Here is a 15,932-nt window from a genome sequence, read left to right on the forward strand (position 1 = left end):
CGTCGCAGACGCATCAAATAATCGGTCTTGGTAAGTTTGGTAGTCATAAATTCGCCTTAAGTATTTTAATATTTTTTAGAACGAGTGGCTTACTGGGTTAGCGCGGCTCTCGCTGATGAAACATCTGAACAAGCGATTCCCTGATTTACGCCACCGCTGCAGATCCTGTGCGTTAATGCCGTAATTGCTAAATAACATGAAAGTATCGTCCAGGTATTCATCAATCTGTTCAATCAATTTGCTCTCGTCCGGATACTTAATCTTATAATTAAGCGCCGACGCGGCAATGTGCTCAATCAATTCATTCAGCTGTAGATTAATGGCCGAGGTCGGATCATTAACCCATCCATGATTGCTCTCACCAAGATTGGTCAGACAATCGTGATACAGACTCTCACAGAGGAACTTAAGCTGCGCGATATCATGCCGCTTTGGTGAGTATTCGTCCATAGTGCTGCCCCCTTTATCGGTAAAACAAATGATAAACACAACGGGTTGGGGTGGACACACCTGAAGAGGTGAAGAACTGTTGCCACGATTATTGCATGTGCTGTAACTATAAATCAATGTCGCCTGAATTTCATGCTGCTCTAACGAAAAATTACAATTAAGTTAAAAAAGGAGAATACGTTACTAAATGTGAATTAAGACTTTAGTATGAATTTTAACTTAAATGCTCAGGTATGGATTAAAGAGCAGCAGGCAATATTTATAACTTTCAGCCGGTTAATCAAGCTATAAGACTATTCTGCATCCGGTTAAGGCGCAGGCGTTAATTTATAAGAATATTCCCAGGTTAATGCCACACATCGGTTTTTGTTGTTTCGTTAATCATGGATTAACGAGCATTTAAACGTTATTTTTCCCGAAATGAGAAGGGGCTTATGGGGTGGATAACGGCCAGGACGGAAATAAAAGTGGAAATAACGCCGCTGAAATAAGCTCGCTGAAACCGGTTTCTCTGTTAATAAAAAAGGCCGCTTAAAGCGGCCTTTTGTTAAGTTATTGAATGGCTTACTGGTGGTGCTCTACCGTATGCGCATGTTCAATATCTTCATTCTTGCGGCTGAAGCGGCGGCGTACCACCACGAAGAACACCGGCACGAAGAAGATAGCCAGCACGGTAGCGGTAACCATCCCGCCCATTACGCCGGTACCTACGGCGTTCTGTGCGCCACTGCCTGCCCCGGTACTGATGACCAGCGGCATTACCCCGAGGATAAATGCCAGAGAGGTCATCAGAATCGGACGCAGACGCATACGGACCGCATCCAGCGTCGCTTCTATCAGGCCTTTGCCTTCTTTCTCCATCAGATCCTTGGCGAATTCCACGATAAGTATCGCGTTCTTCGCCGACAGCCCAATGGTTGTCAGCAGGCCTACCTGGAAGTAAACGTCGTTGGTCAGGCCTCGCATGGTGGCTGCCAGCAGTGCACCGAATACCCCAAGCGGAACAACCAGCATGACCGAGAACGGAATCGACCAGCTCTCGTACAGCGCCGCCAGACACAAGAACACCACAATCAGCGAGATGGCGTACAGGGCAGGGGCCTGGTTGCCGGACAGACGTTCCTGATAGGACATGCCAGTCCAGTCAAAGCCGATGCCGGTTGGCAGTTTCGCCGCCAGCTGTTCCATCATATCCATTGCTTCACCGGTACTTTTACCCGGTGCGGCCTGGCCGAGGATTTCCATTGACGGCAAGCCGTTGTAACGCTCCAGACGCGGTGAGCCGTATTCCCAGCGCGATGTGGAGAACGCGGAGAACGGTACCATCTGGCCGGAAGAGCCACGGACGTACCAGTTGCCGATATCGCTTGGCAGCATACGGTATGGCGCTTCAGCCATCACATACACTTTCTTCACGCGGCCACGGTCGATGAAGTCATTGACGTAGCTGCCGCCCCAGGCTGCACCAAGCGTGGTGTTGATATCACTGATGGATACCCCCAGCGCCTGTGCTTTTTCCTGGTCGATATCGATTTTAAACTGCGGCGTATCTTCCAGGCCGTTCGGGCGCACGCCAACCAGCAGGTCAGGATGCTGAGCAATCATGCCGAACAGTTGGTTACGAGCCTGAGTCAGCTGCTCGTGGCCAAGGTTTGCCTGGTCAATCAGCTGGAAGTCAAAGCCGGTAGCGGTACCCAGCTCGACAATCGCCGGCAGGTTAAAGGCAAATACCATCGCGTCTTTAATCTGCGAGAAGGTGCCCATGGCCCGGCCAGCAATCGCCGGAACCTTGTTCTCTTCACCCGAACGCTCGCTCCAGTCTTTCAGTGAAACGAACGCCAGGCCGGTGTTCTGACCGCGACCGGAGAAGCCGAAGCCGTTAACGGTAAACACCGAGTTAACGTTCGCTTTCTCTTTGGTCAGGAAGTAGTCGTTCACTTCATCCAGGACTTTCTGCGTACGTTCCTGGGTCGCGCCCGCGGGCAACTGAGCCATCGCCAGCAGTACGCCCTGGTCTTCGTCAGGCAGGAACGAACTTGGCAGGCGGATGAACAGCAGCCCCATGCCAACCACAATCAGCAGATACAAGACCAGATAACGACCGGTGCTACGCAGGATGTTACCGACGCTGTCGGTATAGTGATGCGTACTCTTGTCGAACATTCTGTTGAACCAGCCGAAGAACCCTTTCTTGTCATCGTGATGACCTTTCGGGATTGGCTTAAGCATGGTCGCACAGAGCGCCGGGGTCAGGATCATGGCCACCAGCACCGACAGCACCATCGCGGAAACGATAGTAATCGAGAACTGACGATAGATTGCGCCGGTAGAGCCGCCGAAGAACGCCATCGGGATAAATACCGCCGACAGCACCATCGCGATACCCACCAGGGCGCCCTGAATCTGGCCCATGGATTTGCGCGTGGCTTCCTTCGGTGGCAGTCCATCTTCCACCATAACGCGCTCAACGTTTTCTACCACGACGATGGCGTCATCCACCAACAGGCCTATCGCCAACACCATGCCGAACATCGTCAGGGTGTTTATCGAGTAGCCAAACGCGGCAAGAATGGCGAACGTACCCAGCAGTACCACCGGTACGGCAATGGTTGGAATCAGCGTTGCCCGGAAGTTCTGCAGGAACAGATACATCACCAGGAACACCAGCACGATGGCTTCCACCAGCGTTTTTACCACTTCGTTAATGGAAATTTTAACGAACGGCGTGGTGTCGTACGGGTAAACAACTTTCAGACCTGCCGGGAAGAACGGCTCCAGTTTTTCAACCGTAGCACGTACCGCTTCGGCGGTGTCCAGGGCGTTAGCACCGGTTGCCAGCTTAATCCCCAGGCCGGAAGCAGGCTGGCCGTTATAACGCGCGATAACATCATAGTTCTCGCCGCCAAGCTCAACTTTCGCCACGTCTTTCAGCAGGACTCGAGAGCCGTCCGGGTTAACCTTCATCAGGATTTTGCTGAACTCGTCTGCGGATTTCAGACGGGTCTGCGCAATGATGGAGGCGTTCAGCTGTTGGCCTTTAACCGGCGGAGTCCCGCCGAGCTGGCCGGCCGCGACCTGGGCGTTTTGCGCTTTGATGGCGTTAATCACGTCAACAGGCGTCAGCTGGTAGTTGTTCAGTTTGTTCGGGTCCATCCAGATACGCATCGCGTACTGGGCACCAAACAGCTGCACGTCACCGACGCCGTGAGTACGGCTGACCGGATCTTTGATGGTGGCGCCAACGTAGTCCGCGATATCTTCCTGGTTCATGGTGCCGTCGGTATTGATCATACCGAGAACCATCAGGAAGCTACTGGAGGACTTCTCGACGCTAACACCCTGCTGCTGCACTTCCTGCGGCAGCAGCGGCATCGCCAGCTGCAGCTTGTTCTGAACCTGAACCTGTGCGATGTCGGCATCGGTGCCGGAGTCGAAGGTAATGGTTATCTGAACGGTACCAGAGGAATCACTGGTAGAGGACATGTACAACAGGCCATCGATACCGTTCATGTTCTGTTCGATAACCTGCGTGACGGTATCCTGTACCGTTTTAGCATCTGCACCCGGGTAGTTTGCCGAGATCTGAATGGCCGGTGGCGCGATCGTTGGATACTGCGCGATAGGCAATTTCATGATCGCAAGCGCACCCGCCAACATAATGATGATGGCGATTACCCAGGCAAAGATGGGGCGATCGATAAAAAACTTAGACATGTCTTAACGGCTCCTGTTTAAGTTAAGACTTCGGTTGTTCTGGCTGCGCGCCTGCGGCGGGTTGCTGTTGGCCTTTATTGTCTTCCGCAACTTCCTGCGCTTTTACCTGAACACCCGGTTTTACTTTCTGTAGGCCGGTAACAATGACGCGATCGCCGGTTTCTAAGCCACCGGTCACCAGCCATTTGTCGCCGATTGCCTGGCTGGTTTGCAGCTGGCGCACTTCAACCTTGTCATCCTTGCCGACAACCATCGCTGAGGCGTCGCCGCGCGGAGTACGAGTCACCCCTTGCTGCGGAACCAGGATAGCGTTCGGGTTAACGCCTTCTTCCAGACTGGCGCGAACAAACATCCCTGGCAGCAGGGTTTTGTCCGGGTTAGGGAAGATAGCGCGCAGGGTGATTGACCCGGTGGTCTGGTCAACGGTCACTTCAGAGAATTCCAGCGTCCCTTCCTGAGGATAGGCTACACCGTTGTTCGTCATCAGCTTGACCTTCGCCTTGCCGTTTTCCTGTTTCAGTTTGCCGTCGGCCAGCTCCTGCTTCAGGCGCAGGAAGTCATCGCTGGACTGGGTAACGTCCACATAAATAGGGTCGAGCTGCTGAACGGTTGCCAGGGCGGTGGTTTGCCCGCTGGTGACCAGCGCACCTTCGGTGACCGCGGATTTACCGATGCGGCCGCTGATAGGCGAGGTCACTTTGGTGTACGCCAGGTTGATACGTGCGGTTTCTACAGCAGCTTTGGCTGCAACAACGTCAGCGTTTGCCTGCTGTGCGGTTGCTGCGGCGGTGTCGTAGTCAGACTGGCTGATGTACTTGGTACCCAGCAGTTTCTGATAACGCTTGACGGTTAACTGTGCAAGATTCGCGCTGGACTGGGCTTTCGCCAGGTCGCCTTTCGCGCTGTCGTACGCAGCCTGATAGGTTGCAGGATCGATCTGGTACAGCGAGACACCGGCCTGAATGTCGCTGCCTTCGGTGAAGTTACGCTTCAGAATAATGCCGCTAACCTGAGGACGAACTTCTGCAATGCGAAAAGCGTTGGTACGCCCTGGCAGCTCAGTAGTTATCTGTAATGGCGCGCTTTTCAGAGTCACTACACCCACTTCCGGGGCGTGCGGCGCACTCTGCTGAGTCTCTTTCTCGTTACATCCTGTAAGCGCTAAGCTGCCTGAGAGCATCAGAACGGCCGCCAGAGGCGTAAACCCTCTGTTTTTGTTCATATGTAAACCTCGAGTGTCCGATTTCAAAGTTGTTCAATGGATCAAATGTCCACAAACCCATTGCTGCGTTTATATTATCGTCGTGCTATGGTACATACGTTCACAAATGTATGTAAATCTGACTAAAGTAAATTCACCCACTTATGGCACGAAAAACCAAAGCTCAGGCGCTTGAAACCCGCCAGCACATCCTCGACGTTGCGATTCTCCTGTTTTCACAGCAGGGCGTCTCTGCGACTTCGCTTGCGGATATCGCTCAGGCTGCCGGGGTAACACGTGGTGCGATTTACTGGCATTTCAAAAATAAGTCGGAATTGTTTAGTGAGATCTGGGAGCTAACCGAATCCAGTATCGGTGACTTAGAGATTGAGTATCGGGCAAAATATCCAGACGATCCACTGTCTGTGATAAGAGAATTACTCATTTATATTTTACAGGCAACGGTGACAGAAGAACGCCGCCGCCTGATGACCGAAATCATTTTCCATAAATGCGAGTTTGTCGGCGAACTTGAAGTTCTGCAGCAGGCCAGACGCACGCTCTATATGGAAGGAAATGAACGTATTGAGGCCGCCTTACAGCGCTGTATCGACGCCGGAAAATTGCCTTCGAGCCTGCGTCTCTCCCTCGCCGTTACGCTGATGCGCAGCTACATTACCGGCCTGATTGAAAACTGGCTGGTAGCGCCGGAAACCTTCGATCTTCATGCCAAAGCGCCGGACTTTATCGCCGTGCTTCTGGAGATGTTCCAACTGAGCCCAACGCTGAACAAACCGGCGTAATTTTCGGCTTACTTTCACCCTGAAAATGATTTGAGATTCCTCTGAGGGCGATTGCTATTCTACGCCCTGAAGCCGTGCTATTCTGCGCATCTTCCGTGGCCTTTGACTTTTAGCTGGCACTTACATGCGCAGCACCGTAATGACTCAACCATGACTACGCAGCACAACGCTCTGTCGCGGACGTCCCGTTCCGCATTCATTCTTTTCCTGTTTCTGTTTGTCTCCACTCTGTTGCCGTTTTCGCTGGCTCAGGCGGCGCAAAATAATGGCGATCTGCCTGCAAGAGCAGAGGTTCAGTCGCAGCTGGACACGCTGAACAAGCAAAAAACGCTGACCGCCGACGATAAGCTCACCCAGAAAGATCTCACCGAAACGCTTGAGATGCTGGACAAGCTTGACCGGGTGAAGCAGGAGACGGCTCAGCTTAAAACCACGGTTGCCCAGGCGCCGGATAAGCTGAAGCAGGCCACCGAGGCGCTCAATTCGCTCAGTACGCCAGCCGACGACGACGCGACCCGCAAAACGCTGAGTACGCTCTCTTTGCGCCAGCTGGAAGCCCGTCTGACCAGCGTGCTGGATCAGCTGCAGTCGGCAAATAACGACCTGTCTACCCTGAATAGCCAACTGGTGTCGCTGCAAACTCAGCCCGAACGCGTGCAGAATGCGATGTACAGCGCTTCGCAGCAGCTCCTGCAGGTGCGCAACCGCCTGAATGGCACCACGCCGGGCGAAGCCACTTTGCGGCCGAGCCAGCAAAATCTGCTGCTGGTGCAGCAGGCGTTGCTCAACACGCAGATTGAGCAGCAGCGTAAGAGCCTTGAAGGCAACACCGTCTTGCAGGATGCGCTGCAGAAACAGCGTGACTACACCAACGCCAATATTGGCCAGCTTGAGCATTCGCTTCAGCTGCTGCAGGAGGCGGTGAACAGCAAACGCTTAACGCTGACGGAAAAAACCGCCCAGGAAGCCGTCACGCCTGACGATGCCGACACCAGCGCTATCCAGAATAACCCGCTGGTGCGCCAGGAGCTGGACGTCAATCACCAGCTCAGCCAGCGCCTGATTAACGCCACGCAAAGCGGAAACGAGCTGGTACAGCGCAATATCCGCGTCAAAAACTGGCTGGACCGTGCGCTTCAGTCCGAACGTAACCTGAAAGAACAAATCTCGGTGCTGAAGGGCAGCCTCCTGCTGTCGCGTATCCTTTATCAGCAGCAGCAGACGCTGCCGTCCGCCGATGACCTTGAAGACCTCACCAACCGCATTGCTGACCTGCGTCTTGAGCAGTTCGACATTAACCAGCAGCGTGATGCGATGTTCCAGAGCGACAGCTACGTCGGCAAGATTGAAGAGGGCCACAAGAACGAGGTTAACGACGAGGTTCACGATGCGCTGCTGCAGGTGGTGGATATGCGCCGCGAGCTGCTCGACCAGCTTAACAAGCAGCTGGGCAACCAGCTGATGATGGCGATTAACCTGCAAATTAACCAGCAGCAGCTGATGAGCGTCAGCACCAGCCTGCAGAAAATGCTGACCCAGCAAATCTTCTGGGTAAACAGCAACAAGCCGATGAACTGGGAGTGGATCAAATCCTTCCCGGGCGCGCTGCACGACCAAATCAAAGCTATGAAGCTGGACATCAGCTGGCACAAGGTGCTGGACGGGCTGTTCATGTCGTTGTTCACCGCGCTGCCGCTGATGCTGCTGGCCGGCCTGCTGCGCTGGCGTTACAAATGGATCGACAGGCAGCTGGCTAAGCTTGCTTCTGAAGTGGGGCAGCTGCGCACCGACACTCAGCTCAACACGCCGAAGGCAATTCTGCTGAACTTCCTGAAAGTACTGCCGCTGACGATGGCGATTCTTTCGGTAGGTTTAGTGCTGCTGTTTATGCAGCTCAATATCAGCGAACTGCTGTGGGCATTTGCCAAAGAGCTGGCGTTGTTCTGGCTGGTCTTCGGCATGGCGTGGCGCATTCTGAGCAGCCGTGGCCTGGCCGTTATCTGGTTTAACATGCCGGAACATCTTACCCGCCATTATCGCCGTCAGATTGTGCGCATCAGCTTTGCCTTGCTGCCGCTGCTGTTCTGGTCCGTGGTCGGCGAGCTGTCGCCGCTGCACCTGATGGACGACGTGCTCGGGCAGTTTATGATTTTCCTTAACCTGCTGCTGATAACCTGCCTGATTATCCCGATGTGCCGTGACAACTGGCGCGATAAAGAGTCGCATCCGCTGCGTCTGCTGACCATTACCGTGCTGTCTGTCGTGCCGGTGGCGCTGCTGGTGCTGACGGCAACCGGCTACTTCTACACCACGCTGCGGCTGGCGAACCGCTGGATAGACACGGTCTATCTGGTGATTATCTGGAACCTGATTCACCAGACGGTGATCCGTGGCCTGAGCGTTGCGGCACGCCGTATTGCCTATCGCCGTGCGCTGGCTCGTCGCCAGAATATGGTGAAAGAAGGGGCGGAAGGCGCTGAGCCGGTTGAAGAACCGCCGCTGGCGTTGGATCAGATTAACCAGCAGACGATGCGCCTGACCATGCTGCTGATGTTCGCCCTGTTCGCCGTGGTGTTTTACGCCATCTGGTCGGATTTAATCACCGTCTTTGCCTACCTCGATAGCATCGTGCTGTGGCACTACACCGGCAGCGAAGCCGGCGCGGCGGTAATGAAAAACGTCACCATGGGCAGCATTCTGTTTGCCGTGGTGGCCGCGATGGTAGCCTGGGCGTTGATTCGAAACCTGCCTGGCCTGCTGGAAGTGCTGGTGCTGTCACGCCTGAAAATGCGCCAGGGCGCGTCTTACGCCATTACCACTATTCTCAACTATGCCATTATCGTGATTGGCGCGATGACGGTATTCGGCTCGCTCGGCGTGTCGTGGGACAAGCTGCAATGGCTGGCGGCGGCGCTGTCGGTAGGCCTGGGCTTTGGCTTACAGGAGATCTTCGGTAACTTCGTTTCCGGCCTGATCATCCTGTTCGAACGCCCGGTGCGTATCGGCGATACCGTCACTATCGGGACGTTCTCCGGCAGCGTCAGCAAGATCCGTATCCGTGCGACGACGATCACCGATTTTGACCGTAAAGAAGTGATCATCCCGAACAAAGCGTTTGTCACCGAACGCCTGATCAACTGGTCGCTGACGGACACCATCACCCGCGTGGTTATCAAGCTCGGGGTGGCTTACGGCTCAGATCTCGACAAAGTGAAAGAGATCCTGCTCAAAGCGGCGATGGATCATCCGCGCGTGATGCACGACCCGGAACCTGCGGTGTACTTCACGACGTTTGGCGCCAGTACGCTCGACCACGAACTGCGGCTGTATGTCCGTGAGCTGCGTGACCGCAGCATCACCGTGGATGAGCTGAACCGCGCCATCGACAGGCTGTGCCGCGAAAACAATATCAATATCGCCTTCAATCAGCTTGAAGTGCATCTGCATAACGAAAAGGGCGATGAGCTAACGGAAGTGAAGCGCGATTTGGGCAAAAATGGCGGTCTGCTGCCGCCGTCTCTCTAAGCGTGACAATCAGCGGGAAGCCTTTTCTTCCCGCTGTTTGCGTAGAAAATCCTCACGAACGATGTCCAGCGCCGCAAGCGCGGTGTCCGTTGGGATCTGGTGCTGCTCCAGCAGCATAATTAAATCGACGGCCAGTTTGACCTCGTCCGGGGCGTTATCCAGCGACATTCTTGCTCCTTATTTTGGGGTTAACTCAGCCCGCGTTCACGTCTTTCGATGGCTTTTTCTATGCGGGCCAGCGCCTGGCGGCAGCGCTGCAGGCGGCCTTCCAGCGCGGCGAGTTCACGCTGTAGCTTTTGCTGACCCGCGAGCGTGGCCTGCACCGTAAGCTGGGTTTCGCGATCGCTCACCATCGCCAGCAGGCGCCGTTCATAATCCTGATGGGTGGACAGTTTTTCGTACAGATTTTCCTGCACCTTGTGCTGCGGCTCGCTTTTGCGTAAATGCGCGGTGGCTAATTCCCGCTGCAGCGCGGCAATCTGTGCGACCAGTTTTTCGGCGATAAACGCCACCTGATCGGTTTTACCGTGGCTGACGCTAAGCTGAAGCTGGGCGAGATTGGCCTGGGCTTCCTGAAGATAATCTTTCAGCTGCGTGCTGTGGGTATGGAAGAGCTTACGGTCAAAGCGCGCCTGGCTTGCCCGCAGCAGGGCGACCGGCTCAACGGCGGCTGCCAGCTCGACGACCCGAGCTTCAAGGGCTTGTAACAGCGAAGCGGTTTTCACAAAATGGCTCTCCAGGGGTTGTCAGAGGTTACAGCATGAAGCGTCTTATTCTAATCATCATCGGCTGGTTGGCGGTAGTGCTTGCTACGCTGGGTGTGATATTGCCGCTGTTGCCGACCACGCCTTTTCTGCTGCTGGCCGCGTGGTGTTTTGCCCGCTCGTCGCCGCGCTTTCACCACTGGCTGCTCTACCGTTCGTGGTTTGGCAGCTATTTGCGCTACTGGCAGCAGCATCGGGCGATGCCCCGAGGGGCGAAGCCAAAGGCGATTCTGTTTATTCTCGCCACTTTCGCGATTTCGCTGTGGCTGGTGAAGATAGTGTGGGTTAGAATTTTGCTGCTGGTGATTCTTTGTGCGCTGCTTGCTTTTATGTGGCGCATTCCGGTGGTTGATGAAGCACAACAAAAGCGATAAAGCGCAGCAGAAGCTGTTGCAATTGTCGCGCCCAGCCAGTAAATTCGAGCGTTTTCGAGCACGGGTACAGCTGGTTAACCGTTAACCAGTGGTTCACATTCGAACCCACATGTACTCTGTTTAGTATCATGTTTTTTGCAGGCATAAACCGATGACCGCGACTGCGCAGCAGCTTGAATATCTCAAAAACAGCATTAAAAGCGTTCCTGATTACCCAAAACCAGGAATTCTGTTCCGTGACGTCACCAGCTTGCTGGAAGATCCGAAAGCATATGCCACCAGCATTGCCCTTTTAGTTTCTCGTTTTAAAGACGCAGGGATCACCAAAGTGGTTGGCACCGAAGCGCGTGGCTTCCTGTTTGGCGCCCCGGTTGCGCTGGAGATGGGCGTTGGGTTCATTCCTGTGCGCAAACCTCGTAAGCTGCCGCGTGAAACCATCGCCGAAAGCTATGAGCTGGAATACGGCACCGACAGCCTTGAAATCCACGTAGATGCCATCAAGCCGGGCGATAAAGTGCTGGTGGTGGACGATTTGCTGGCGACCGGCGGCACCATTGAAGCGACGGTAAAACTGATTCGTCGCCTGGGTGGCGAAGTGACCGATGCGGCATTCGTGATTAACCTGTTTGACCTTGGCGGCGAGCAGCGCCTGGAAAAAATGGGCGTGAAAAGCTTCTGCCTGGTGCCTTTCCCGGGTCACTAAGTTCGACCGTATTGCCATACAGTGACAAGCCTCGCTCGCCCATCGGGCGAGGCATATGTTAGCATTACCCCCTCAATTCACCTTTCCCGCGAACCAGAGCCTAACTCCAGATGAGCTACCAGGTCTTAGCCCGCAAATGGCGCCCACAAACTTTTGCTGATGTTGTCGGCCAGCAACACGTACTGACCGCGCTGGCTAATGGTTTGTCGCTGGGCCGCATCCACCATGCGTACCTTTTTTCCGGCACCCGAGGGGTGGGGAAAACCTCAATCGCCCGTCTGCTGGCGAAAGGGCTGAATTGCGAAACCGGCATTACCGCGACCCCTTGTGGAGTCTGCGATAACTGCCGCGAAATAGAACAAGGCCGCTTTGTCGACCTGATTGAGATAGACGCTGCCTCGCGTACCAAAGTGGAAGACACCCGCGACCTGCTGGACAACGTTCAGTACGCCCCCGCGCGTGGCCGCTTTAAGGTCTACCTTATCGATGAAGTGCACATGCTCTCGCGCCACAGCTTCAACGCGCTGCTTAAGACGCTGGAAGAGCCGCCTCCGCACGTAAAATTCCTGCTGGCCACCACCGATCCGCAAAAGCTGCCGGTGACGATTCTTTCCCGTTGCCTGCAGTTCCACCTGAAAGCGCTGGACGTCGAACAAATCCGCCATCAGCTGGAACACATTCTTGGTGAGGAGAAGGTTGTTAGCGAGCCCCGCGCGCTGCAGCTGTTAGCCCGGGCGGCAGACGGCAGCCTGCGTGATGCGCTGAGCCTGACCGACCAGGCGATTGCCAGCGGTGACGGCCAGGTCACGACGTCGGCCGTCAGCACCATGCTTGGCACCCTTGATGATGACCAGGCGCTGTCGCTGATTGAAGCGGTGGTGCATGCCGACGGGCAGCGCGTAATGGCGTTGCTGAACGACGCGGCGGCACGTGGCGTTGAGTGGGAAGCATTGCTGGTGGAAATGTCCGCGCTGCTGCACCGCGTGGCGATGGTCCAGCTTTCTCCTTCCGCACTTGGCAGCGATATGGCGGCTATCGAACAGCGTATGCGTGAACTTGCGCGCGTTGTCCCGCCCGCCGACATACAGCTTTACTACCAGACATTGCTGATTGGCCGCAAAGAGCTGCCGTGGGCGCCGGATCGCCGCATGGGCGTAGAAATGACGCTGCTGCGTGCGCTGGCCTTCCATCCGCGCAAACCGCTGCCCGAGCCGGAAGTGCCACGCCAGGCGGCAAGCATTCCGGTGATTAACCCGGCGTCGCATCAGCCAGCAGCAAGGCAGCAGCAGGCGGCTCCGCCGCCGGACAGGGAAGCCCCTCCGCTGCCGGATGCTACCAGCCAGATCCTTCAGGCGCGCAGCCAGCTGATGCGCCATCAGGAGACTGACAAAGCAAAAAAGAATGAGCCGGCAGCGCAACGACTAGCGCGGCCGGCAAAAAGCACCGCGCTGGAACGTTTGGCCTCGGTGACCGAACGCGTTCAGGCACGCCCTGCGCCATCGGTGCCGGAAAAACCGGCGAAGCCAGAAGCCTATCGCTGGAAATCACAAAATCCGATTGAAGCGGCGCCCGAGCCGGTTGCGACGCCAAAGGCGCTGAAAAAAGCGCTCGAGCATGAAAAAACGCCGGAACTGGCGCAGAAGCTGGCCGAAGAGGCTATCGAGCGCGACGAGTGGGCGGCGGAAATCAATCAGCTGATGCTGCCAAAACTGGTGCAACAGCTGGCGCTCAATGCCTGGAAAGAGGCGGACGGCAACCGGGTTTGCCTGCATTTGCGTCCGGGCCAGCGCCACCTGAATTCGCCCTCGGCGCAAAAAACGCTCTCGGATGCCATGAGCACGTTCCATGGCGAGGCGATAGAACTGACTATTATTGAAGATGAGAATCTGGCTCGCCGCACGCCGCTTGAGTGGCGTCAGGCTATCTACGAAGAGAAGCTGGCGCAGGCGCGCGAATCGATGAACAGCGACAGCAATATTCAGACTCTGCAAAGGTTCTTTGACGCAGAGCTGGATGAAGATAGTATTCGCCCTGTTTGATATGCCTCGTTTTGCGCGGCATAGTGTGAAACCCCGATAGCCACTCTCGCATTCCGCGAGGCTGGCCCGATGAAAGAGAGAAGATTATGTTTGGAAAAGGCGGTCTGGGTAACCTGATGAAGCAGGCCCAGCAGATGCAGGAAAAAATGGCCCAGGCTCAGGAAGAAATCGCCAACATGGAAGTCACCGGCGAGTCCGGCGCGGGCCTGGTGAAAGTGACCATCAACGGGGCGCATAACTGCCGCCGCGTCGAAATCGATCCAAGCCTGATGGAAGATGACAAAGAAATGGTTGAAGACCTGGTTGCCGCAGCCTTCAACGATGCCGCTCGCCGTATCGGTGAAGCGCAGAAAGAAAAAATGGCCGGGGTTTCCAACGGCATGCAGCTGCCGCCGGGCTTCAAAATGCCATTCTGATGCATTCCCGCCTTCTCCTGCCCGGGAGAAGGCCGTTTTCTCACTCCTCGTTCAGTGCCTGATAACTCTCTGCCAGAAAATCAATCAACGCCCGTACCGCCGGCAGCTGCCCACGCCGGGAAGGGAACACCACGTGCACTACCTCCATTCTTGCTCGCCATTCAGGCAGAACGTGAACCAGCTTGCCCTGTTCCAGCGCGTCGTTAAGCATCAGCTTCGGGAGCTGCACGACGCCAATGCCGTTGAGCGCCGCGGTTCGCAGCGCAATCATATCCGTCGTAATAAAGCGGGGTTTATGGTGGACAATCACTTCCCGCTGTTCGGGGCCAAACAGGCACCAGCGGTAGGTTTGCTGCGGCCTGTCCAGCGCCAGGCTTGGCCAGTGGGCGAGATCTGTTGGCGCGGCAGGCATACCCTGACGGGCTACCAGCTCCGGGCTGGCGACCAGGCACATGCTGCGCGTCGCCAGCTTGCGCATCACCAGATCGCTATCCTCCAGCGGCAGGGGCCGCACGCGAATAGCCAGATCGACGTTTTCGTTCAGCACGTCCACGCGCCGGTTGGTTTCCTCAAGCTGAATCACAATCTGCGGATAGAGGCGCATAAAGCGCGCCAGCATATCGCCGATGTGGACATGCAAAAGCGCAATCGGGCAGGTGAGGCGAATCAGCCCTCGCGGCTCTGATTTCAGCGTGTCGATGGCCTCCTGTGCCGCTTCGGCTTCAATCATCATCGCCTTGCAGTGGCGATAGAAGATCTGCCCGGCCTCCGTGACGGTGAAGCTACGCGTCGAGCGCTGTAACAGGCGGGTTTCAAGCCGCTCTTCTAGCAGCGCAATGCGGCGGCTCAGGCGTGATTTCGGAATGCCGATCGCCCGGCTGGCGGGGGAGAAACCGCCGTTGTCGACCACCTGCACGAAATACCACAGATCGTTGAGGTCCTGCATTTCTATTGTCCTGTTTATGGAACACTGAGTCTACTTTAGCACTCTACCGGACTGAGTGTCTGACGAGTAAGCTTTATCCCATCAGAAACAACCTTTGTGGAGAGAATCATGAAATCAATTCTTGGCGTCTATACCGCACCGGCTTCCCACTGGGTGGGCGATGGTTTCCCGGTTCGTTCGATGTTTTCGTACTCTAAATTTGCCGGGCAGCTTAGCCCGTTCCTGCTGCTGGACTACGCGGGCCCGGCGGAGTTTAAGCCGAGCAATAAAGGGCAGCGCGGCGTGGATCAGCACCCGCACCGCGGCTTTGAAACCGTGACTATCGTCTACAAAGGCGAAGTGGCGCACCGCGATAACGCGGGCAACGGCGGCGTGATTGGCCCAGGCGACGTGCAGTGGATGACCGCCGGGAGCGGGATCCTGCATGAAGAGTACCATTCCCCGGCGTTTAGCGAAGCCGGCGGCAGCCTGGAAATGGTCCAGCTTTGGGTTAACCTGCCTGCAAAAGACAAAATGACCGCGCCTGGCTATCAGCCGATTACCGACGGCGATATTCCGGTGGTCGATTTGCCGGACAATGCCGGGAAGGTTCGCGTGATTGCCGGTGAGTTTGACGGGACCAAAGGCCCGGCCCGGACCTTCTCGCCGATGAGCATCTGGGATTTGCGCCTGAACCCGCAGGGCGTCACTCAGCTGGCGGTTAAAGACGGCTGGAACACGGCGCTGGTGGTGCTGAAAGGCACGGTGCTGGTCAACGGTGAAGAGGTGGCTCGGGAGGCGCAGCTGGTGGTGCTGGATGCCAAAGGCGATAGGGTGACCCTTGAAGCCAACAATGACGCGGTGGTTCTGCTGCTCAGCGGCGAGCCTCTGAATGAGCCGGTTGTGGGTTACGGTCCGTTCGTGATGAACACCAAAGAGGAAATTCATCAGGCCATCGATGATTTTAACCAGGGCCGTTTCGGCAAAGACATCGCGTAAATTTTATCCCCCGGCGAGC

The 15,932-nt window shown here is 55.8% G+C and carries 13 protein-coding genes and 1 other annotated feature; of the genes, 7 read left to right on the top strand and 6 right to left on the bottom strand.

What is annotated here, in order from left to right; genetic code table 11:
- Window positions 1-75: 75 nt before the first annotated feature.
- The 3 genes from tomB to HX778_RS16450 all read right to left on the bottom strand — a co-directional run bounded on the left by tomB (window position 76) and on the right by HX778_RS16450 (window position 5,386).
- Window positions 76-450 (bottom strand): Hha toxicity modulator TomB, encoded by a 375-nt coding sequence (tomB, locus tag HX778_RS16440; protein ID WP_008460297.1) that lies wholly within the window; start codon window positions 448-450, stop codon window positions 76-78.
- A gap of 564 nt (window positions 451-1,014) precedes the next feature.
- On the bottom strand, window positions 1,015-4,164 hold the full coding sequence (gene acrB, locus HX778_RS16445) for a multidrug efflux RND transporter permease subunit AcrB (RefSeq protein WP_038480189.1): 3,150 nt from the start codon (window positions 4,162-4,164) through the stop codon (window positions 1,015-1,017).
- A gap of 22 nt (window positions 4,165-4,186) precedes the next feature.
- On the bottom strand, window positions 4,187-5,386 hold the full coding sequence (locus HX778_RS16450; RefSeq protein WP_038480192.1) for an efflux RND transporter periplasmic adaptor subunit: 1,200 nt from the start codon (window positions 5,384-5,386) through the stop codon (window positions 4,187-4,189).
- Window positions 5,387-5,529: 143 nt separating this feature from the next.
- Between HX778_RS16450 and acrR the strand changes: the two genes are divergently transcribed.
- Both acrR and mscK read left to right on the top strand, forming a co-directional pair.
- Window positions 5,530-6,168: a multidrug efflux transporter transcriptional repressor AcrR gene (gene acrR / locus HX778_RS16455; RefSeq protein WP_176982567.1), complete on the top strand. Its 639-nt coding sequence runs from the start codon at window positions 5,530-5,532 to the stop codon at window positions 6,166-6,168.
- Between the two features lie 150 nt (window positions 6,169-6,318).
- Entirely contained in the window at window positions 6,319-9,693 is a 3,375-nt protein-coding gene (gene mscK, locus HX778_RS16460; protein ID WP_038480198.1) for a mechanosensitive channel MscK, read from the top strand.
- A gap of 9 nt (window positions 9,694-9,702) precedes the next feature.
- Here the strand turns inward: mscK and rsmS are convergent, their stop codons facing one another.
- Window positions 9,703-9,861, bottom strand: a complete 159-nt coding sequence (gene rsmS / locus HX778_RS16465; RefSeq protein ID WP_071842853.1) for a pleiotropic regulatory protein RsmS — start codon at window positions 9,859-9,861, stop codon at window positions 9,703-9,705.
- Window positions 9,862-9,881: 20 nt separating this feature from the next.
- Complete coding sequence (gene priC / locus HX778_RS16470; protein WP_038480201.1) at window positions 9,882-10,418, bottom strand: primosomal replication protein PriC; 537 nt, start codon at window positions 10,416-10,418, stop codon at window positions 9,882-9,884.
- Window positions 10,419-10,453: 35 nt separating this feature from the next.
- Here priC and HX778_RS16475 point away from each other — a divergent pair, with 35 nt between their 5' ends.
- From HX778_RS16475 to HX778_RS16490, 4 genes are all read left to right on the top strand, one after another.
- Window positions 10,454-10,831, top strand: coding sequence for a DUF454 family protein (locus tag HX778_RS16475; RefSeq protein WP_038480204.1), 378 nt, complete (start codon window positions 10,454-10,456; stop codon window positions 10,829-10,831).
- 151 nt (window positions 10,832-10,982) lie between these two features.
- Window positions 10,983-11,534 (top strand): adenine phosphoribosyltransferase, encoded by a 552-nt coding sequence (gene apt / locus HX778_RS16480; RefSeq protein ID WP_038480207.1) that lies wholly within the window; start codon window positions 10,983-10,985, stop codon window positions 11,532-11,534.
- Between the two features lie 110 nt (window positions 11,535-11,644).
- Window positions 11,645-13,573, top strand: a complete 1,929-nt coding sequence (gene dnaX / locus HX778_RS16485) for a DNA polymerase III subunit gamma/tau (protein ID WP_038480210.1) — start codon at window positions 11,645-11,647, stop codon at window positions 13,571-13,573.
- Window positions 12,909-12,973, top strand: a sequence feature (DnaX frameshifting element). Its footprint overlaps the gene before it by 65 nt.
- Before the next feature lie 86 nt (window positions 13,574-13,659).
- Window positions 13,660-13,989: a YbaB/EbfC family nucleoid-associated protein gene (locus HX778_RS16490; RefSeq protein WP_008460260.1), complete on the top strand. Its 330-nt coding sequence runs from the start codon at window positions 13,660-13,662 to the stop codon at window positions 13,987-13,989.
- A gap of 40 nt (window positions 13,990-14,029) precedes the next feature.
- Here the strand turns inward: HX778_RS16490 and HX778_RS16495 are convergent, their stop codons facing one another.
- A complete protein-coding gene (locus HX778_RS16495; protein WP_176982568.1) occupies window positions 14,030-14,935 on the bottom strand; it encodes a LysR family transcriptional regulator in 906 nt (301 codons plus the stop codon).
- Between the two features lie 108 nt (window positions 14,936-15,043).
- Between HX778_RS16495 and HX778_RS16500 the strand changes: the two genes are divergently transcribed.
- Entirely contained in the window at window positions 15,044-15,913 is an 870-nt protein-coding gene (locus HX778_RS16500; protein WP_038480216.1) for a pirin family protein, read from the top strand.
- The last annotated feature ends 19 nt before the right edge of the window (window positions 15,914-15,932 follow it).

The organism is Cedecea sp. P7760 (assembly GCF_013386425.1).
GTDB lineage: Bacteria > Pseudomonadota > Gammaproteobacteria > Enterobacterales > Enterobacteriaceae > Cedecea > Cedecea selenatireducens.